At 68.8% G+C, this 20,549-nt stretch carries 16 protein-coding genes and 1 riboswitch; of the genes, 11 read left to right on the forward strand and 5 right to left on the reverse strand.

Features of this window, described 5'->3' with window-relative positions:
- Positions 1–6 precede the first annotated feature (6 nt).
- From AMYHA_RS08655 to AMYHA_RS08665, 3 genes are all read right to left on the reverse strand, one after another.
- On the reverse strand, positions 7–675 hold the full coding sequence (locus AMYHA_RS08655; protein WP_231104672.1) for a potassium channel family protein: 669 nt from the start codon (positions 673–675) through the stop codon (positions 7–9).
- A complete protein-coding gene (locus AMYHA_RS08660; protein ID WP_034269814.1) occupies positions 668–2,008 on the reverse strand; it encodes a TrkH family potassium uptake protein in 1,341 nt (446 codons plus the stop codon). The genes AMYHA_RS08655 and AMYHA_RS08660 overlap by 8 nt, the downstream gene beginning before the upstream one ends.
- 241 nt (positions 2,009–2,249) lie before the next feature.
- Positions 2,250–3,767 (reverse strand): dolichyl-phosphate-mannose--protein mannosyltransferase, encoded by a 1,518-nt coding sequence (locus tag AMYHA_RS08665; RefSeq protein WP_157362489.1) that lies wholly within the window; start codon positions 3,765–3,767, stop codon positions 2,250–2,252.
- Between the two features lie 279 nt (positions 3,768–4,046).
- Here AMYHA_RS08665 and rsmI point away from each other — a divergent pair, with 279 nt between their 5' ends.
- Positions 4,047–4,901 carry a 16S rRNA (cytidine(1402)-2'-O)-methyltransferase gene (gene rsmI, locus AMYHA_RS08670; RefSeq protein ID WP_034269820.1) on the forward strand — a complete coding sequence of 285 codons (855 nt, stop codon included), beginning with the start codon at positions 4,047–4,049 and terminating at the stop codon, positions 4,899–4,901.
- A gap of 107 nt (positions 4,902–5,008) precedes the next feature.
- Here the strand turns inward: rsmI and AMYHA_RS08675 are convergent, their stop codons facing one another.
- Both AMYHA_RS08675 and AMYHA_RS08680 read right to left on the reverse strand, forming a co-directional pair.
- Positions 5,009–6,298, reverse strand: a complete 1,290-nt coding sequence (locus AMYHA_RS08675; RefSeq protein ID WP_330759602.1) for an MFS transporter — start codon at positions 6,296–6,298, stop codon at positions 5,009–5,011.
- Between the two features lie 81 nt (positions 6,299–6,379).
- Positions 6,380–7,714, reverse strand: coding sequence for an aminodeoxychorismate synthase component I (locus AMYHA_RS08680; RefSeq protein WP_034269823.1), 1,335 nt, complete (start codon positions 7,712–7,714; stop codon positions 6,380–6,382).
- Between the two features lie 94 nt (positions 7,715–7,808).
- On the opposite strand from AMYHA_RS08680, the gene metG reads away from it, so the two are divergent.
- The 10 genes from metG to AMYHA_RS08730 all read left to right on the forward strand — a co-directional run bounded on the left by metG (position 7,809) and on the right by AMYHA_RS08730 (position 20,085).
- The gene (gene metG / locus AMYHA_RS08685) at positions 7,809–9,611 is read left to right on the forward strand and encodes a methionine--tRNA ligase (RefSeq protein WP_034269826.1); all 1,803 of its coding nucleotides are present in this window, start codon (positions 7,809–7,811) and stop codon (positions 9,609–9,611) included.
- Positions 9,604–10,458 carry a TatD family hydrolase gene (locus AMYHA_RS08690; RefSeq protein WP_034269828.1) on the forward strand — a complete coding sequence of 285 codons (855 nt, stop codon included), beginning with the start codon at positions 9,604–9,606 and terminating at the stop codon, positions 10,456–10,458. Before metG ends, AMYHA_RS08690 begins: the two co-directional genes overlap by 8 nt.
- 332 nt (positions 10,459–10,790) lie before the next feature.
- Entirely contained in the window at positions 10,791–12,200 is a 1,410-nt protein-coding gene (locus AMYHA_RS08695) for a transglycosylase family protein (RefSeq protein WP_407919907.1), read from the forward strand.
- A gap of 104 nt (positions 12,201–12,304) precedes the next feature.
- A complete protein-coding gene (gene rsmA / locus AMYHA_RS08700; RefSeq protein ID WP_034269831.1) occupies positions 12,305–13,279 on the forward strand; it encodes a 16S rRNA (adenine(1518)-N(6)/adenine(1519)-N(6))-dimethyltransferase RsmA in 975 nt (324 codons plus the stop codon).
- A 155-nt stretch (positions 13,280–13,434) separates the two neighbouring features.
- A riboswitch (SAM riboswitch) is annotated at positions 13,435–13,525 on the forward strand.
- Between the two features lie 173 nt (positions 13,526–13,698).
- Complete coding sequence (locus AMYHA_RS08705) at positions 13,699–14,733, forward strand: ATP-binding cassette domain-containing protein (RefSeq protein ID WP_084036990.1); 1,035 nt, start codon at positions 13,699–13,701, stop codon at positions 14,731–14,733.
- Positions 14,734–14,875: 142 nt separating this feature from the next.
- Positions 14,876–15,838 carry a 4-(cytidine 5'-diphospho)-2-C-methyl-D-erythritol kinase gene (locus AMYHA_RS08710; protein WP_034269834.1) on the forward strand — a complete coding sequence of 321 codons (963 nt, stop codon included), beginning with the start codon at positions 14,876–14,878 and terminating at the stop codon, positions 15,836–15,838.
- A 60-nt stretch (positions 15,839–15,898) separates the two neighbouring features.
- On the forward strand, positions 15,899–17,656 hold the full coding sequence (locus AMYHA_RS08715; protein WP_034269837.1) for an ABC-F family ATP-binding cassette domain-containing protein: 1,758 nt from the start codon (positions 15,899–15,901) through the stop codon (positions 17,654–17,656).
- Positions 17,657–17,728: 72 nt separating this feature from the next.
- On the forward strand, positions 17,729–19,417 hold the full coding sequence (locus tag AMYHA_RS08720; RefSeq protein WP_034269840.1) for a fatty acyl-AMP ligase: 1,689 nt from the start codon (positions 17,729–17,731) through the stop codon (positions 19,415–19,417).
- Positions 19,418–19,465: 48 nt separating this feature from the next.
- Positions 19,466–19,681 carry a ribbon-helix-helix domain-containing protein gene (locus AMYHA_RS08725; RefSeq protein ID WP_034276432.1) on the forward strand — a complete coding sequence of 72 codons (216 nt, stop codon included), beginning with the start codon at positions 19,466–19,468 and terminating at the stop codon, positions 19,679–19,681.
- Positions 19,678–20,085: a PIN domain-containing protein gene (locus tag AMYHA_RS08730; RefSeq protein WP_034269844.1), complete on the forward strand. Its 408-nt coding sequence runs from the start codon at positions 19,678–19,680 to the stop codon at positions 20,083–20,085. Before AMYHA_RS08725 ends, AMYHA_RS08730 begins: the two co-directional genes overlap by 4 nt.
- Positions 20,086–20,549 lie beyond the last annotated feature (464 nt).

The following is a 20,549-nucleotide window of genomic DNA, read 5'->3' on the forward strand; positions in this document are numbered from 1 at the left end:
CCGCCCTCACGTCAGCTCGGCGAATCGCTCCGTGTCCGTTGCCTTCCCCGCCACGATCAGCAGGTCGCCCCTGCGGACGACGGTGTCCGCCGTGGCGTAGGTGAAGCCCTCGCCGCGCCGCTTGATGCTGACCACGGTGATGCCGTACTTCGACCGCAGCTCGCTCTCCGCGAGTGGCCTGCCGACCGCCTCGGCAGGCGCGACGGTCTTGACCATGGCGTAGTCGTCCTCGAACTCGATGTAGTCGAGCATCCTGCCCATCACCAGGTGCGCGACGCGCTCACCCATGTCGTGCTCCGGAAGCACCACGTGATGCGCTCCGACACGCTCCAGGATCCGCGCGTGCTGCCGCGACAGCGCCTTCGCCCAGATGTTGGGGATGCCGAAGTCGGCGAGCAACGACGTCGTCAGGATGCTCGCCTCCAGGTCGGCGCCGATGGCGCACACCGCACGGCGGAACTGGTGCACCCCGAGTTGCTTGAGCGCGTCCTCGTCCGTCGAGTCAGCGACGACGGCGTGGGTGACGTCCTCGGCGTACTTGTCGACCAGCTTGGCGCTGGTGTCGATCGCCAGCACATCGGTGTGCTGCCGTGCGAGTTCGAGTGCGAGCGAACCGCCGAAGCGGCCGAGGCCGATGATCACCGCGCGGTTGCCGCTCGCTCCGTTCCTAGCCAACGATGGGTCGCTCCTCAGGTAGTTCGTAACGCCGTGGTCGGTCCCGCAACGCTAGCGCGGTCGCCAGTGTGATCGGTCCGAGGCGTCCGATGAACATCAGTATCGACATCAGCACATGCATCTCGGGCCGCAACTCGGCGGTGATTCCGGTGGACAACCCGACCGTGGCGACGACGGACACCGACTCGAACAGGACGTCGTCGAGCCGGTGGTTCGAGATCGACAGCATGGTGATCGTGGTCAGCATGACCAGCGCGACACTCAGCAGCGCCACGGTGAGCGCCTGCCGCTGCACGGTCGCCGCCAGCCGCCTGCCCATGACGTGCACTGTCGGCTCGCCGCGAATCTCCGCCAGGATCACGAAGGCGAGCAACGCGAAGGTCGTCACCTTGATGCCCGCCGCCGTGCTCGCACTGCCGCCGCCGATGAACATCAGCACGTCGGTGACCAGCAGCGTCGACGACTCCATGTCACCGGTCGGCACCGAGTTGAACCCGGCGGAGCGAGGCATCGTCGCGGCGAACAGGCCGGCGAGCAGCTTGCCTATCACGCCGAGCCCGCCCATCGTGGCTGGGTTCTGCCACTCGTTGATCGTGATGTAGAGGAATCCGATGGTCAGCAGCACGCCAGTCGTGAGCAGGGTGATCTTGCTGTGCATGCTCCAGTGGATCTTGCCGCGTAGCCTGCGGCCCAGCTCGAACAGGACGGGGAAGCCGAGCCCGCCGATGATCACCGCGATGATCACCGCCAGCGAGATCCACGGGTCGCTGACGAACTGCTCCATGCTGTCGGAGTACAGCGAGAAACCCGCGTTGTTGTACGCCGAGATGCCGTGGAACACGCCGGAGTACAGCGCATCGCCGAACTCGTAGTCGTAGCCGGTGATCAGCCGGGTGGTGAACACGGTCGCGACGATCAGCTCGACCGTCAGGCTGATCAGCACGATCCTGCGGACGACGTCGCGGACCTCGCCCAGATCGAGGCTCTTGGTCTCCCGCTGCGCGCTGAGCTGCATCCGCAACCCGAACCGGCGGGAGACCATCAACACGAGCAGCGATGCCAGGGTCATGATGCCGAGCCCGCCGATCTGGATCAGCGCGATGATGGTGATCTCGCCGAACGTCGACCAGTGCCCGCTGGTGTCAACCACGATCAGACCCGTGATGCACACCGCCGACGTCGCGGTGAACAGCGCCGTGACCAGGTCGGTCGCCTGGCCGTTCTCCGCCGCGATCGGCAGCACCAGCAGCACGGTGCCGAGGGCGATCGTCGCGGCGAAGCCCATGATGACGGCGCGAGCCGGATGGCCCGTGGTCGGCAGTGCCTTCCGCATGCCGAACAGTGTCCGTCCCAGGGCGGTCCTCGGCTTGGATGATCCAGTCCGTGTCATGGCGCCCCGCGCGCTCGGCGGCAGCCGAGCAGGGTCAACGCGCGCACCCGTACGTCTCCTTCACCTACAGCGGTGGGTGGCCCACCGCGCCCCGACGGTGTTCTCCTGCGGTTTCGTGGCGTGTGGCCGCTCCGCTGGCCGTGGAGGGGCGACGCCGAGACGGGAGCCTATCCCCGCGCGGGAGTCACCGCCACGAGGGCAGCCACATTTCGGCTTCCCATCGCGCGGTCGTGATCGAATCGCCATTCAATACCGGCCACAGCCAGACGAAGTTGGCCACGACGAGCCCGATGTAGAGCGAGAGCACCAGCAGCCCTGTCCCTCTGCGTTCGGCGCCGTCGCGGGCGGTGCCGAGGATCTGGCCAAGCACCAGCGTCAGTCCGAGTATGAGGAACGGCGCCAGCGGCGTCGCGTAGAAGTAGTACATCTGCCGGTCGAGATTGAGAAACCACGGCAGGAACCCGGCGGCGTAGCCGACCAGCACCATGCCGTAGCGCCAGTCCGAGCGGAACACCGTGCGCCACAGCCCCCAGACCAGCACAGGCACCGCCAGCCACCACAACGCTGGCGTGCCGATCAGCATCGTCGCGCGCACGCATTCCGCCTGGCCGCAGCCAGCGGCTTCCTCACCGGAGCCGTAGTAGTACAGCATCGGCCGCAGCCCCATCGGCCACGTCCATGGCTTCGACTCCCACGGATGCGGGTCACCGTCCGGTGTGGCGAGGTTGGCGTGGAAGTCGAAGACGTTGGCGTGGTAGTGCGCGAGCGAACCGAGTGCGTTCGGCAGCACGGCCGCGAGGCTGTCCGGCATGATCCCGGCCAGCGAGGCAGGCAGGAAGCCCCAGTAGCCGCTTTCCGGGTTGGCGATCTCCAGGTAGTGCCGGTCGGTGGCGGTCTCGCTGGCGAACCACGCCCACCAGCTGCCCAGGTAGAGCGCGACGGCGAGCACGACGAGCGCGAGCACGGCTGGCAGTGCGTCTCTGGCCAGGACACCGCGCAGTGGCCGGGCGATTCCCGCTGCGCGGCGGGCGCTCCAGTCCAGTACCAGCAGCATGAGCAGGAACGCCACGACGTAGTAGAGGCCCGACCACTTCACGCCGCACGCGATGCCGAGCATCACGCCAGCGCCAAACCGCCACCAGCGGATACCGAGCTTTGGGCCGTACGGTGACGTCGAGAGCCAGTCGTTGCGCAGTGCGTCGGCGAGCCGTTCCCGCACCTGGTCGCGGTCGCGGACAAGGCAGCCGAACGCGGCGAGCACGAACACCGCGAGGAAGATGTCCAGCATCCCCATCCGGGACTGCAAGTGCAGCACACCGTCGGCGATGACAAGCACCCCGGCGACCGCGCCGAGCAAAGTGGAGCGGGTGAGCCTGCGGGCGATCCGGATGACCAGGAAGATGATCACGATGCCCGCGATCGCGGCGCTGAACCGCCAGCCCCAGCCGTTGTAGCCGAACAGCCATTCGCCGATGGCGATCAACTGCTTGGCGACCGGCGGGTGCACGATCAACTCGTAGCCGTAGTTGTCCTCGTAACCGCCGTTGCGCAGCGCCTGCCACGCCTGGGGGACGTAGTGCTTCTCGTCGAAGACCGGCGTGCCCTTGTCAGTGGGGAAGCCCAGGTTCCACAGCCGGATGACCGCGCCGATGCCGGTGATGACGAGGGTGACGAGCCAGGCGCGCAGCCGGTCGTCCGGCATCTGCCTGCCAAGCAGGGTCAGTTCGGCGTCGGACGGCGGCTCGATCTGTCGCGCTGGGAGCTTGCGCGTCACGGTCAGCGCGTTGTCGGGCAGCACCGTGGTCACGAGGCTCAATGCTAGGCCCGATGGTGTGAGGACGGTGTGGGGGTGCCGGTTGCGGTCCTGGTGCGGTGTGGGGCTGTGCGATGAATGACCCTTTCGCCGCGGTGGGTGCGGTGACAGCGCCATTGGCCGCGCCCAGTGCGGCGACGGCGGCATTCACCGTGCGAAGCTGGCGGCGTGGACACGCCGACAGATGACCAGGGCAGGCTGGTGCTGGCCGCGACACCGCTTGGCGACTCCCGCGACGCGTCGCCTCGGCTGGTCGATGCGCTTGGCAGCGCCGACATCATCGCGGCGGAGGACACCCGCAGGACGCGTGCGCTGGCCGCCGCGCTCGGCGTCACCCTCGCCGGACGGTTGATCAGCTTCTACGACGCCGTCGAGATCGCTCGCATCCCCGCGCTGCTGGATGCCATCCGGGAGGGCAAGACGGTGCTGCTGGTCACCGACGCCGGGATGCCCAGCGTGTCCGACCCGGGGTTTTCACTGGTCAGCGCCTGTGCGGACGCTGAGTTGCCCGTCACGTGCCTGCCTGGGCCGTCCGCGGTGACCACGGCGTTGGCGTTGTCCGGGCTCGCCTCCGACCGGTTCTGCTTCGACGGCTTCGTACCCCGCAAACCGGGCGAACGAGAGAAGTTCCTCGCCGCGCTGGCCGAGGAACCTCGGACGACGGTGTTCTTCGAATCGCCACACCGGATCGCCACCACGCTGGCCGACGCCGCGCGGGTGCTTGGCGGCGAGCGGCGTGCCGCCGTGTGCAGGGAGCTGACGAAGCCGTACGAGGAGGTGCTGCGCGGCACCCTCACTGAGCTGGCCGAACGCGCCGCCGCGGGCTTGCGCGGGGAGGTCACCGTCGTCATCGCGGGCGCCACCGCGCGGCAGCCGGACGTCGCGGACCTGGTCGCCGCCGTTCGGCAGCGGGTCGACGCTGGGGATCGGCTCAAGACGGCCGCGGGTGAGGTCGCCACGGCGCACGGCGTGTCCAAGAAGGAGCTGTACGACGCCGTCCTCGCCGCACGGAAGACGGACTAGCTCGGGCCCGACCGGCCTTGGCCCGTGGATCATGAGGCGTCGTGGCGATATGGATCACCAGAACGCCTCATGATCCATGCGGGACGGGTGCTCGGTGCCAGCGGCCCCTAGGGCTGGCGCCGCGCGTCCAGCTCGCAGGACTGCTCCGGCGTCGGGTGGTGCGGCTCCTCCTGTTTGCGCGGCAGCGTCTCCCGCGCTGGCACCCACACCAGCGCTGCGATCAGCGCGAGCGCGCCGGTGAGACCGAACGCGAGGCCGAACGAGACGTCCTCGGCCAGCGCACCGCCCAGCAGCGGCCCGAGGATCGCGCCGACGTCGGCGGCCATCTGGAACGTCGCCAGCACCGGCCCGCCACGTCCGCGCGAGCCGACCACATCGGCTACCGTCGCCTGCATCGGCGGGGTGAGCAGGCCAGCACCGAGGCCAGCCACGACCGTGGCCGCCATGAACTCGAGCAGCGAGGACGTCAGGCCCATCCAGATCGTGCCGGTCGCGGTGACCCCCAGCCCGGCGAGCACGAACGGCTTGCGGCCGATGGTGTCGGCGAGCTTGCCGGACAGCAGCAGCATGGCGACGTTGGCCGCGGCGAACACGCCGAACGCGATGCCGACCAGGCCCTCTCGCTGCTGGAGCACCTGCACCAAGAACAGCGGCACCAGCGCCACCCGCACGCCGAAGACCATCCACCCGAACGAGAAGTTGGCCAGCAGCGCCGACCGGTAGGCGTGGTCGCGTAGCGCGGCGGGAAGGGTCAGTGCGGGCGCGTCATCGCTGTCCGCCGCGCTGATGAGGGTCGAGTTACGCAGCATCAGCCACACGAACAGCGTCGTGATCAGCAGCGCCAGCGCGTAGACGAGGAACGGCGCACGGATGTTGATCTCGATCAGCCCGCCGCCAGCGAGCGGCCCGATGACGTTGCCGATGAGGAACCCGGTGCCGAACAGGCCGGCCGCCCTGCCCCGCAACGGCGGCGGGGTCAGGTGGATCAGCAACGCGATCGCCGAGACGGTGAACATCGTCGAACCGATGCCGCCAGCCGAGCGGAACACCAGCAGTTGGACGTAGCCGTTGGCGAACGCGGTCGCGCCGGTGGACAGCGCGACGATCAGCAGTCCGGTGAGGTAGACCTTGCGCTCGCCGAGCCGGGAGACGAGACCGCCGGCGACCGGGGCGAACAGCAGCCGCGCCGCGGCGAAGGCGCTGATCACGAGCGATGCCGCCGTAATGCCGACGTTGAAGCTGTCCGCGAAGATCGGGATCGCGGGCGCCACGAGCCCGAACCCCGCCGCGATCAGCACATTGGCGATGACGAGCACCCACACCTCGCGCGGGAGGGTGTCCGCGACCGCATCGGCGGGGGTGCCGCCGTCAGCGGTCCGGTCGGTACTCATCGTCATCGGTGCCCCCTAGCTGGATCAGTCGTCCGAACAGTAGGCAACGTGACGTGCTAATCACAAATTCCATTCAGCTCCCGGCTGTTACGCGGGCTCGTCCGCGAAATGCCGCAGTAACGCCTCAAGCGGGGCCGCTTTGTGCAGGCATTCCTGCCATTCGGCTGCCGGATCGGACAGCGCGGTGATGCCGCCGCCAACACCGAGCGCGACCGTGCCGTCAGCCACTTCGAGCGTACGGATGGCGACGTTCAGCTCCATCCCCGCCACGGGGGAGACCAGCCCCGCGGCACCGCAGTACACCCCGCGCGCCGCTGGCTCGAGTTCCGCGATCAGGTCCAGCGCCCGCAGTTTCGGCGCGCCGGTGACCGACCCGGGCGGGAACGCGGCGCGCAGCAGGTCGGCGTCCGTCATGCCGGGCGCGAGCTCCGACGCGACGGTCGACTGAAGGTGCCACACCCCGGGCGCCTCGGTGACGCTGAGCAGTTCGGGCACCGTGACGCTGCCGACCGCGCTGACCCGGCCAAGGTCGTTGCGCACCAAGTCGGTGATCATCACGTTCTCCGCGACGTCCTTGGTGGAGCGGCGCAGCAGGTCGGCGTTGGCCGCATCGGCGTCGCCTCGGCGGGGGAGCGTGCCCTTGATCGGCGTCGACCGCACCCGACGTCCGGTGCGGGCGAGGAACAGCTCCGGTGACAGCGACACCACCGCGCCCCAGCCGCCAGCCAGGTACGCCGCACGCCGGGGCCGTAGCCGCCGCACGCCGACGGTGAACAGCTCGCACGCCGAGCCGTCGAACTCGCCGTGGAAACGAGCGCAGATGTTGGCCTGGAACAGCTCGCCGTCCGCGATGGCGTCCATGCAGGCCGCGACCGCCTTGGTGTGCGCGCTGCCGTCCGGCCTGCGCAGCCTGGTCGGTGTCCAGCCGTGTTCGGCCGGCTCGCCGCCAGGGGTCCCGACGTCGAACAGTGCGTCGAACTCCGCGGCGAGCGCGTCCAGGTCAGGACCGGGCTCGCCCGCGTCAGGCACGAGCGCTTCGCACCACCACTGCCCGGTCGTGTCCAGCCGCAGCACGTGGTCCGCCCAGCCCCACGCGGCTGGCGGCAGCATCCCGGAACGACCGGCCGGATCGGTCAGGTCGTAGCCGAGATAACCGAACCAGCCCCCGCCGATGGCGCCATCGACAGGGGAGTTCACCGGAGTAGTCACATCGGGCTGCCGGGCTGGCGTAGCGAAGGCGTCAGCCACCTCGGTGACCGGCCGCAGCTCGACGGTGGGAGCGATGACCGCACGCGAGCCGAACCAGTCCCCGGTCAGTGCGGCGGGAGCGGGTAGCTCGCGCCGCCGGGCACGGGCGTCGAGCAGGGACAACACCTGCTCGGGCCGTGTGCCGGTCCGCAATGCCGTCCGCTCCAACCGCATGCGGCCATCCTCCCTTGTGCCGCCAGTCCTAGCTCGAATGGGGCATACCTGGCCGGTGTCAGCCGCGCGCGGGTTGTCCGTAGGCTACGCAGGCATGAGCACTCCCGTTCTCACCGCGGTGGCCTGGCCCTACGCCAATGGCCCCCGCCACATCGGCCACGTGTCCGGCTTCGGAATCCCCTCCGACGTCTTCGCGCGGTACCAGCGAATGGCGGGGAACAAGGTGCTCATGGTCAGTGGAACCGATGAGCACGGCACCCCGATCCAGGTCCAAGCCGACAAGGAGGGCATGACCGCCCGCGAGCTCGCTGACAAGTACAACCGGCAGATCGCCAACGACCTGCACGGCCTCGGGCTGTCCTACGACCTGTTCACTCGCACCACGACCGGCAACCACTACCGCGTGGTGCAGGAGCTGTTCACGGCGCTGTGGCGCAACGGCTACGTCGTCGCCAAGACCCAGCTCGGCGCGATCAGCTCGTCGACAGGCCGCACCCTGCCGGACCGCTACATCGAGGGCACCTGCCCGATCTGCGGGTACGACGGCGCTCGCGGCGACCAGTGCGACAACTGCGGTAACCAGCTCGACCCAGCCGATCTGCGCAACCCGGTGTCCCGCATCAACGGCGAGAAGCCGGAGTTCATCGAGACCGAGCACCTGTTCCTCGATCTGCCCGCGTTCACCGAGTCGTTGGGCGAGTGGCTGTCCACCCGCACCCACTGGCGGCCGAACGTGCTCAAGTTCAGCCAGAACCTGCTGGACGACCTGCGCCCCCGCGCGATCACCCGCGACCTCGACTGGGGCGTTCCCGTGCCGCTCGACGGCTGGCGGGAGGCTCCGATGAAGCGCTTCTACGTGTGGTTCGACGCGGTGATCGGCTACCTGTCGGCCAGCGTGGAGTGGGCGCGGCGCAGCGGCGACGACGACGCGTGGCGCGAATTCTGGACCTCGCCCGATGCCAAGGGCTACTACTTCATGGGCAAGGACAACATCGTCTTCCACTCGCTGATCTGGCCGTCGCTCCTGCTCGGTCAGAACGGCGCGGGCGACAAGGGTGGCACCCCGGGCGCGTTCGGCACGCTGAACCTGCCGACCGAGGTCGTCTCCAGCGAGTTCTTGACGATGAGCGGGTCGAAGTTCTCCACTTCGCGCGGCACCGTGATCTACGTGCACGAGTTCCTGGAGGAGTTCGGGGCGGACGCGTTGCGCTACTTCATCTCAGTGGCGGGGCCCGAGAACCAGGACGTCGACTTCACCTGGGATGAGTTCGTCCGCCGCACCAACTATGAGCTGGCGAACGAGTGGGGCAACCTGGTCAACCGGTCCATTTCGATGGCGCACAAGAACGTCGGCGCTGTGCCGAGGCCGGAGGCCCCACAGCAGGCCGATGCCGACCTGACGGCGCTGTCGGCGCAGGCGTTCGACACCGTCGGCGAGCACCTGCGACGCTCGCGGTTCCGGCAGGCGGCCACCGAGGCGATGCGAGTGGTCACCGCGGCCAACCGGTACCTGTCCGAGCAACAGCCATGGCAGCTCAAGGACGATCCGGCCCGCCGCGACACCGTGCTCCACACCGCGCTGCAGGTCGTCTCGGACGCCAACACGCTGCTGACGCCGTTCTTGCCGCACGCGGCACAGCAGGTGCACGAGGCGCTGGGCGGCACCGGCGTGTGGTCGGCGCAGCCAGAGCTGCGAGACGTCGAAGACCTGGATGAGCCAGGCAGGTCGTACCCGATCCTCACTGGCGAGTACGCCGCGGAGCAGGCGCGGTGGGAGCCGGTGCCGATCGAGGTGGGTCGTCCGCTGGCCAAGCCGAGGCCGATCTTCGGCAAGCTGGACCCGTCGTTGGCCGAGACCGGACCGTCCTGGGCGCCCGTCAGGACCGCCGATGAGTGACAAGCGTCGCGAGCGGCCGCCCGTGCCCGAGCGGCTGCCAGTGCCGATCATCGATGCCCACACGCACTTGGACGCCTGTGGCGCGGAGGCAGCCGGCGACGTCGCGGTGATGCTGGACCGCGCCGAGGCGGCCGGGGTGACCCGGGTCGTCACCGTCGCGGATGATCTCGCCGCCGCGCGCTGGGCCGCCGAGGCCGCGGACTGGGACGAGCGGCTCTACGCCGCCATCGCGATCCACCCCACCCGCACCACGGACTTCGATGACGTCACCCGCGCCGAGATCGAACGCCTCGTCATGGGCGAGCGCGTGGTAGCGGTCGGGGAGACCGGTCTTGACTACTACTGGGACTACTCGACGCCGGAGTCCCAGCAGACGGCGTTCCGCTGGCACATCGACCTGGCCAAGCGGGTCGGCAAGCCGTTGATGATCCACGACCGCGACGCGCACGAGGACGTGCTCCGGATCCTGGCCGAGGAGGGTGCACCGGATCGGGTGATCTTCCACTGCTTCTCCGGGGACGCAGACGTCGCGCGCCGTTGTGTCGACGCGGGGTACGTCCTGTCGTTCGCCGGGCCCGTCACTTTCCGCAACGCGCGTCCGCTGCGGGAAGCGGCCACGCTGGTGCCGCGGGATCAGTTGCTGGTGGAGACCGACGCGCCGTTCCTGACGCCGCATCCGTACCGGGGCAGGCCGAACGAACCCTACTGCGCCGCTTACACCCTGCGTGACCTCGCTGAGCTGCGGGAGGAAGACGTTTCCTCGCTGGCAGCGGCCGTCAACGCCACCGCGGAGCGGATCTTCTCATTGCGCAGCGTCACGGCGAGTGTCACGAAAAGCGACAACTAGCGCGGGACTGGTCCACCCGAGGGAGTGATCAAGTTCACGACATCGCTCAGGGTGTTTGCGCAACGCCCTGGACTCCGTTATGGTCTCGTGACCGTAGTGAGTGGGCTTGGTGATGGGTTGATGTCGCTGAGTTCGCTCATGGAAACCCTCAGTCGCGTCGGTGCACGTCGGGGAGATGGGGCAACGGTTCAGAGCTGGTGCCACAGACGACGCCGACTGCGGGAGTCCGTGCGTACGCGCCCGCGTGCGTTGAGGAAGACCGCTGTGCGAAAGGGATCGGCTTCGTGACTGTTGACCAGTGGCGTGCCCCGCTGCGCCCTGAGCGCTCTCCGGTGGCTCAGCTGGACCGGCCCACAACCGATTTTCACTGGCCGCAATACGACGCGGACATCACCGAGTTCTCGACATCGCCCGCCGTCACGCCGCAGGACGTCCACGCGGTGCTCGGTCCGCAGGCGGAAGAGATGCTGCGGGACCTCGACGTTGATGTCGATCAGCTCATCCGGTTGGTCAACGCCGAGACGACGGTGCTGCCCGTCATCCCGGACTACATCCCGGACGACATCGTCAGGGAGCACAGCCCGGCGAGGGAGCCAGAGCCGGAGGAGTCTGGGCTCGCCACGGCGATCAGGACCTGGAAGCAACGCTTCCTCAAGGGCGCCGTCGTCGCGGTGCTCGTCTCGCTGACCGGCGGCGGTGCCGCCGCGCTCGCGATGAACAAGAGCGTCACGCTCAACGTCGATGGCAAGACGCAGACCGTCAACACCTTCGGGTCGACGGTCGGCGATGTCCTCGACGACGCGGGTATCACCATCGGCAAGCACGACGCGCTGTCGCCGTCCCCGAACGCCGCCGTCGGCCACGGCGGTGTCGTCAAGCTGGAGCGCGGACGGCAGCTCACTCTCGTCGTCGACGGCAAGCAGCGCGAGACCTGGGTGCGCGCGACCACCGTCGACGAGGCCATGCGGCAGCTCGACATGGACAAGATGCTGTCGAACGGCGCGTGGCTGTCAGCGCCGCGCGACGGCTCGGTGCCGGTCGACGGCATGACCCTCGAGGTCAAGACCCAGAAGGACATCACGGTCTTCGACGGCGGCAAGCAGCCCCGCAAGGTCACCACCAACGCGGTGACCGTGAAGGAGTTCCTGCAGACGCAGGACATCAAGCTCGGCGAGCGCGACTCGATCGAGCAGGGCATCAAGCGCAAACTCGTCGACGGCGCTGAGTTGCACATCGTTCGCACCGGCGTCTCGACGATCAACCTCAAGGAACCGATCGACATCCCGGTCAAGACGATCGAGGACCCGGAGATGCCGGTCGGCACCGAGCGGGTGAAGCAACAGGGCAAAGCGGGCGAGAAGCTGGTCACCTACCGCGTGACCCGGCGCAACAACGTCGAGGTCAGCCGCGAGGAGATCAAGGTCAAGGTGCTGAGCAAGGCGGTGCCGAAGATCGTGATCGTCGGCACCAAACAGCCGGTGATCAGCGACGCCGCCGTGTGGGACCGGCTCGCGATGTGCGAGTCGAGCGGCAACTGGTCGATCAACACCGGCAACGGCTATTACGGCGGGCTGCAGTTCAACAAGCAGACCTGGGATGCCTACGGCGGTGGGCAGTACGCCGCATACCCGCACCAGGCGAGCCGTGAGCAGCAGATCGCCATCGCCACCAAGCTCCGCGACGCCAGGAACGGCTACAGCGCGTGGCCCCACTGCGCGCAGCAGCTCGGCCTGCCGACGTAGCAGCGGCCGTTGGCCCGGTGCCGCGGCCTGCCAAGCAGGCCGCGGCCCCGCAGTACTGGCGGTGACCTGCCGAGTTGGCCGGGTTCGCGACGACATAGGCTCCGATGGTGACTCAACCGGACGTTGCCCTGCTCGGGCCAGCTCAAGTACGCGCGCTGGCCGAGGAGTTCGCGGTGCGCCCGACGAAGAAGCTCGGCCAGAACTTCGTGCACGATCCGAACACGGTGCGGCGAATCGTGCAGCTCGCTGGCGTCAACGCTGACGACGTCGTCCTTGAGGTGGGGCCGGGGCTCGGGTCGTTGACACTCGGGCTGCTTGCCACGGGTGCGACGGTGACGGCCGTCGAGGTGGACCCCGTACTCGCCGAACGGCTCCCCGCGACGGTGACGTCCCAGGCGGGCTCGGCTGCGTCGCGGCTGACCGTGCTGACGGCGGATGCGCTCCGGCTGCGCGCGGAGGATCTGGCAGCCGCCGCTGTCACCACCGACACCGTGTCTGGCACTCAGGACGCCGTGTCCTGCGGTCCAGACACGCGGAGCCTGGCCGAGCCGAATCTTCTGGTGGCCAACCTTCCGTACAACGTCGCGGTGCCCGTGGTGTTGCACCTGCTCAGCGAGCTGCCGTCGCTGCGGCGGGCGCTGGTGATGGTGCAGACCGAGGTGGCCGACCGGATGGCGGCTGGCCCTGGCGGCCGGGTGTATGGCGTGCCGAGCGTCAAACTCGCCTGGTACGGCACAGCGCGTAAGGTCGCTCCGGTCCCTCGTGCGGTGTTCTGGCCGGTCCCGAACGTGGACTCGGCCCTGGTGTCGTTCGAGCGTCACCCCGACACCGATCCGCACCCCGGTTCCGGCGCCGGTCTCGGTTCGGCCCCACCGTCGGTGGCGGACCGCGACCGGGTGTTCGCCGTGGTGGATGCCGCGTTCGCCCAGCGCCGCAAGACACTCCGTGCGGCGCTGGCGTCCTGGGCTGGCTCGGCGCAGCGTGCGGAGGAGATCCTCCGCGCTGCCGACATCGACCCCAAGACGCGAGGCGAACAGCTCACCATCACTGATTTCGTCCGCATCGCCAACGCCGCGTGACATCGTGTCCCACACTCCCGACGTCATGTCCCACACCCACGACGCCCATGGCCGGCCCCTGTCGTGGCCCAAAACCGCCCCCAATCTGTGATCTGGAACATCCAGAGCCCGCCTGGTGTTGCCAACAGTGGTGGGTTTCCGATGTAATACTGGGGCATCCATCCCGAGCGGCCGAGAGACCTGGCTCGTCGACGCCGCAGCAACCACCCAGCGATGGGCAGGTGCTTCCGCCAGGACCGATGGAGGGATTTCCTGTGTATCGGTCACGAATGCTGACGAAGCGTCGCGTAGTTGATCAGTGTCGCCGCACCGTGTGCGCGTGTCGTCGCTGTCGCTGACACCCAGCTCGTCCTGACCACAGGCCTTGCCGCACGCCTGACACCGCGCTGTGCGAGGGCCGAACCACACTGGAGTTTTTCGTGATCACTGTCGAAAATCTGACCACATCCACCCCGTCCACCACGCTGCGCGACGTCTCCTTCGAGATCGACGCCGGCGCCGTGTTCGGCCTGCTTGGTCGTGCGAGATCGGGGACGTCGACGCTCGCGCGGCTGCTCGGGCTGGACGAGCAGCCCGAGGCTGGCGCCATCCGCGTCGACGACGTCGACACCACCCGCCTGGACGCCCGTTCGCTGCGGGACCTGCGAGAGCGGTTCAGTCTTCTGGAGGCGTACCCGTCACTGCGTGGCGAGCGCACCGTCGCGGGCAACATCGCTACCCCGCTGGAGCGGCGTGGCGTCGACGGACCGAGCAGGCGTGAGCGGGTGCTGCGGCTGCTCGACCTCGTCGGTCTGGCGCGCGCTGGTGCGCAACACCCCGGCGAACTGGACGACGGCCAGCGCAGGCGCGTCGCGCTCGCCCGCGCGCTGGCCACTGACCCCGCGGTGCTCGTCGTCGACGATCCGACGGCGGGGCTCGACGCCGAGCAGGCGGGCGGAGTCCTGGCGACGCTTGACCGCGCGCGGGCCGAACTCGGTGTGACCGTCGTGCTCGCGACGGCGGACGCGGACGTCGTGCGCAAGGTGTGCGACTCGGTCGCTTTGTTCGCGGACGGCAGGCTGCTGGAAACCGGCACGGTGTTCGATCTGATCACCGACCAGGACAGTCACCTGGCGAGCCGTGTGTTGCCGCGCACCGACGTCACCGGCACCGATGGCTACGACATCGTCGCTGACGTGACGCTCATCGGCCACGCCACGGTCGGCACGACTCTGCCCGCGGCGATGGATCGGGTCGGTGTGGAGATCGACACGCTGAACGGCGGCACCACCAGGATCGGTGAGGTCCCGGTCGCCCGGTACCGGATTGGGCTGCGCGGCGAGAAGGCCGCGATCGCGCTCGGTTGGATCGGCGAGCACGGCGGCCTGGTCACACCGGTGCGCCGCACGACGCGTGTCGCCACCATCGGCGGTCGCGTGACCCGCAAGCCGGCGCTGGCCAGCGTCGCGGCGTAGGCACGCGGCCTCGGGAGTGCCGGACACGGCGTCGGGAGTGCCGAACACAGCGTCCGGAGTGCCGAACACAGCGTCCGGAACGTCGGACACGGCGTCGTGGGCGCAACGGGTCACACACGCACGGTAGGCGTAGGCTGGCCACGTGCTTGCCGTTGTACCGCCACCGGTGACCGTCCGGGTGCCAGCGAAGGTGAACCTGCACCTCGGTGTAGGTGACGCGCGCGATGACGGCTACCACGAGCTGACCACGGTGTTCCAGGCCTTGTCGCTGGTGGACGAGGTCACCGTCGCCGCGAGCGAGGAGCCGGGCATCGAGGTGTCCGGCGAGGGCGCGAGCACCGTGCCACGCGGGGAAGCCAACCTCGCATGGCGGGCGGCCAACGAACTCGCCAACTACGTCGGCAGGACCGGCGATGAGCCCAAGGTCAGGGTCGTCATCCGCAAGGGCATCCCGGTCGCGGGCGGCATGGCGGGCGGCAGCGCGGACGCCGCCGCGACACTGGTGGGGCTCGCCGCGTTGTGGGACCTCGACATCGCCAGGGACGAACTCGCCGATATCGCCGCGAAGCTCGGCAGTGACGTGCCGTTCGCGCTGTCCGGCGGAACCGCGCTGGGTACCGGGCGCGGTGAGGATCTGGTGCCCGTGCTGTGCCGCCACACCTTCCACTGGGTGCTGGCGTTCGCGACGAAGGGCCTGTCGACGCCGAGGGTGTTCGGCGAGCTGGATCGGCTGCGCGACGGTGGCGACCCACCGCGCGTCGGTTCGCACGCCCCGCTGCTCGAGGCGCTGGCATCCGGCGATCCGAGACAGCTCGCCATGCTGCTCGGCAACGACCTGCAGTCCGCCGCCGTGTCGCTGCGGCCGTCGCTGCGCCGCACGCTGCGCGCGGGCGTGGACTCGGGCGCGCTGGCCGGCATCGTCTCGGGGTCCGGGCCGACGTGCGCGTTCCTGTGCGAGGACGAGGACGCCGCCGTCGACGTCGCCGCGCAGCTCGCGGGCACCGGCGTGTGCCGTACCGTCCGGGTCGCGCACGGTCCCGTGCACGGTGCGCGGGTCATCGGCGGCGAGGACAGCCGTCCGACCCCGCCCCAGGTGCACGCCTGAGGCCGTGCCCTAAGTTGGATAGGTCGTAACCCCGACCCCTGCTCAGGAGAGCACTCCTCCATGGTCAATTTGATCAACACCGAGGACGTCTCGAAGTCCTTCGGCGAACGCACCCTGCTCGACGCCGTCTCGCTCGGCGTCGAGGACACCGACCGGATCGGCGTCGTCGGCCTCAACGGCGGTGGCAAGACGACGTTGCTTGAGATCCTGGCCGGTATTGAGCCACCGGACTCCGGCCGGGTGGCACGGGCGCGCGACTTGCGGCTCGCCGTCGTCACCCAGCGGGTCACCATCGACGCCGATGTCACCGTGCGCGACGCCGTGCTCGTCGGGTACGACGCCGAGTACGAGTGGGCCGCCGACCCTCGGGTGCGCTCGATCGTCGAGGGCCTCGGCATCACCGCACTCGGCCTCGAGAACCGGGTCGGTGCGTTGTCCGGCGGGGAGCGGCGCAGGGTGGCGCTTGGCGCCGCGCTGGTGGGCGAGCTGGATCTGTTGATCTTGGACGAGCCCACCAACCATCTGGACGTCGAGGGCGTGCGCTGGCTCGCCGACCACCTGCTCGCCCGCAAGGTCGCGCTGGTCGTCGTCACCCACGACCGCTGGTTCCTCGACACCGTGTGCTCCCGGACGTGGGAAGTCGTCGGCGGTGGCGTCGAGCAGTACGAGGGCGGCTACGGCGACTGGGTGTACGCCCGCGCCGAACGCGCCAAACTGTCCGCCGCCGCCGAGGAGAAGCGGCGCAACCTGGCGCGCAAGGAGCTCGCCTGGCTGCGGCGCGGCGCGAAGGCGCGGACGTCGAAGCCGCGCTACCGGGTGGAGGCCGCCGAGGCGCTGATCGCCGACGTCCCGCCGCCCCGTGACCCGCGTGAGCTGCACGCTTTCGCCAAGCGGCGGCTCGGCAAGACGGTGATCGAGCTGGAGGATGTCACGCTGCACGCTGGGGAGCGGGAGCTACTGCGCGACGTCACGTGGCGGCTCGGGCCGGGCGACCGGATCGGCCTCGTCGGAGTGAACGGCTCCGGCAAGACGTCGTTGCTGCGGCTGCTCGCCGGTGAGCGTGACCCCGACGCTGGCAAGCGGATCGAAGGCACCACCGTGCGGCTGGCGTATCTGACGCAGGAGCTGGAGGACCTGCCCGGCGACCTGCGGGTGCTTGAGGCCGTCGAGCAGGTGGCCAAGCGCGTGGTGCTCGGGAAGCACGAGATGTCGGCATCGCAGCTCGCGGAACGGTTCGGCTTCCCAGCGCGGCGGCAGTGGACGCCGGTGGACGACCTCTCCGGCGGCGAGCGCAGGCGGCTGCAGCTCACCCGGCTGCTGATGGCCGAGCCGAACGTGCTGCTGCTCGACGAGCCGACCAACGACCTCGACATCGACACGCTGCAGCAGCTCGAGGACCTGCTTGACTCGTGGCCGGGCACCCTCGTCGTCGTCTCGCACGACCGCTACCTGGTGGAACGCGCGTGCGACACCGTGGTGGCGCTGTTCGGCGACGGCACGGTGACCGATCTGCCCGGCGGAATCGACGAGTACCTGGATCGCCGTGCGTCGCTGCTGAGCGCGCCCGTCGATGTGCCGCAGGCGGCGAAGCCGAAGTCCAGCGCCGCCGAGCAGCGTGCCGCCCGCAAGGAGCTGGCGAAGCTGGAGCGCAAGGTGGAGACGCTGCACCGCAAGGAGCGCGAGCTGCACGACGCGCTCGCGGACGCGGCCACCGAGCCAGACATGCTGCTCAAACTGGATAGCGAACTCAAGGCTGTTATCGCCGAGAAGGAGGACGTCGAGGCCCGCTGGATGGAGCTGGCCGACGCCGTCGAATAGTCGACGTCATACAAGCCGGGGTATCCGGGCTTGTGTGTCGGTACCAACCATGCGGTCTATAGGCTCGACGGTATGAGCAGGTTTGTCGACCAACTGATAGCGACCGCCCTTTCCGACGGCGGCAGCAAGCGCGGAATGACCACTGGCGAACCGCACGACCCGGTGCGGGCGACGTGGGCCGAGGTGCACGATCGCGCTCGGCGTATCGCGGGTGGCCTCGCCACGGACGGGCTGCGACCCGGCGGTTCCGTCGGCGTGCTCGCGGCCGCACCGGCGCTGATCGCGCCCGCCGTGCAGGCGGTCTGGTTCGCCGGTGGCAGCGTCACCATGCTGCACCAGCCGACCCCGCGCACCGATCTGGCCGAATGGGCGGCGGACACGCTGACCGTGCTGCGCATGATCGGCTCCGACCTCGTACTGCTCGGTGACCCGTTCGACCAACTCGCGCCGGTGCTCGCGGAGAATGGCATCCGCTACCTGATGATCAACGACCTGTTCGACGGCGAGCCGATCGACGAGCCGGTCACCGCGGGCGAGGACGACCTGGCGCTACTACAGCTGACCAGCGGATCGACGGCCGAGCCGAAGGCCGTCAAGATCACCCATGGCAACCTGTTCTCCAACATCTCGGCGATGATCGAGCGCTCCGAGGTCGACCCCGAGGTCGACACGATGGTGTCGTGGCTGCCGTTGTTCCACGACATGGGGATGGTCGGCTTCCTCACCGTGCCGATGACGTTCGGCATCGAATTGATCAAGATCACCCCGGTGGAGTTCCTCAGCGGGCCGTTGATCTGGCCCGAGCTGATCAGCCGCTACCAGGGCACCGTCACGGCTGCGCCGAACTTCGCGTACGCCATCGTCGGCAAACGGCTCGCTCGGGTGGGTGACGACGAGGCGTCCTACGATCTGTCCAGCCTGCGTATCGCGCTCAACGGCGCGGAGCCGATCGACGCTGCCGCCGTCCGGATGTTCACCGACGCAGGGGCCCGCTTCGGTCTCGACCCTGGCGCGGTGTTTCCCGCGTACGGTCTCGCGGAGGCGACGCTGGCGGTGTCCTTCGCGCCGCTGGGTGCCGGGTTCGAGTTGGACGTCGTCGAGCCGGACGCGCTGGAGAAGCACGATCGGGCGGTGCCGGTGGCCGAGGACGATCCACGGCGCGACACCGACAAGGCGCGTTCGTTCGTCGTGCTCGGCAGGCCGCTGTCCGGTCTCGAGGCGCGGATCGTCGCAGACGACGGCACCGTGCGCGGCGATCGCGAGGTCGGCGAGATCCAGCTGCGCGGCGAGGCCGTCACCCCCGGCTACCTCACCGTGGATGGGCCGCTGGACGCCCAGGACGCTGATGGCTGGTTCGCCACCGGCGACCTCGGCTACCTGGTCGACGGGCAGATCGTCATCTGCGGCAGGCGCAAGGACGTCATCATCATGGGTGGGCGCAACATCTTCCCGACCGACGTCGAGCGTGCCGCGCAGGCGGTGCCCGGGGTGCGCGCGGGGAACGCGATCGCGGTGCGGATCGACGCGGGCACCCGCAGGGAGCGCTACGCCGTGGTGCTTGAGTCCACGGTGGCGGGCACAGACGACGAACGTGCGCTGGCCAAGGAGGTCACCGCGCGGGTAACCGACGCGGTCGGTGTCCGGCCGTTCTCGGTGCTGGTGTTGTCGCCGGGTTCGCTGCCGAAGACACCGTCCGGCAAGGTCAAGCGCGCCGCGACCGCGACGACGTACTCGGACGAGATCGACAAGGCGAGCGCCTAGCGATGGCGACGCGTGCCCAGCTGGTGCCAGCGGTGGTACCATACGTCTATGGATAAGACTACCGTGTACCTTCCCGACGACCTGAAGGCTGCGGTGAAGCGTGCTTCGCAGGAGCGTGGGATCTCTGAGGCCGAGATCATCCGGGAGTCGATCCGGTCTGCGGTAGCAGGTGAGCGACCTCGGCCGAGGGGCGCGCTCTATGCGAGCAGGGAGCCAATCGCCCGGCGCGATGAAGAGCTGCTGGCCGGTTTCGGTGAGCGGTGATCGTTGACACCAGTGCGCTGCTGGCTTACTTCGACAGCAGCGAGCCCGACCACGATGCGGTACGGGACGTCATTGAGACCACGAGTGAGCTGCTCGTGGTCTCGCCTTACGTCGTGGCCGAAGTGGACTATCTTGTCGCCACTCGCGTCGGCGCTGCCGCTGAACTCGCGGTGCTGCGTGAGCTTTCTGGTGGCGCATGGGAGTTGCCCGCCATCGGCCCTCCCGAGCTTGAGCGGGCGACGTCAGTGGTCGAGAAGTACAGCGATCAAGACATCGGAGTCGCCGACGCGTCAAACGTCGTGCTGGCCGATCGCTACCGCACTCGCACGCTCGCAACGCTGGACCGCAAACACTTCACCGTAGTTCGGCCAATCGGCGGGGGACGATTCACCGTCCTGCCGTAGCTTGGCGCGCCTTCAATTCGCCGCCCGATGGGTACCGCACCGTCGTCAGGTAGGTCTGTGCCCTGCGCGCCGCGAGTTGATCAACTTACCTCAGGCTATTACCATATCGTGCCCGATTTGCACGGTTCTCGTGGTCGTAGCGTGAGGTAAGTTGATCGTTTTTTGGGCGAGGACGACGCCGAGGTTGCGTGCCCGTGGCCGCACGGTGCGTTCGCGTGCCGCCACCCGGCCAGCGCCACGGAGACGGACATTCTGGGCGCGAAAATGGCCCTCAGCGGGTGGACGGTCAAGGCGATGACATCGGCGTCAGTGCGCGGCCTGCACGAACGTCGTTCGGGTGCGACTTCCGCGATCTTCAGGCCTTTTGGCGATCCATATCGCCAAACAGCATCAAGATCGCCGGGGCAGTTGGACGGTAGTCAGCCTGGAAGGCGGCGTAAAAAGGACAAAGACGGCGCTGCGGG

It is taken from the genome of Haloechinothrix halophila YIM 93223, from assembly GCF_000504245.1.
In the GTDB taxonomy this organism is placed as follows: Bacteria; Actinomycetota; Actinomycetes; order Mycobacteriales; family Pseudonocardiaceae; genus Haloechinothrix_A; species Haloechinothrix_A halophila.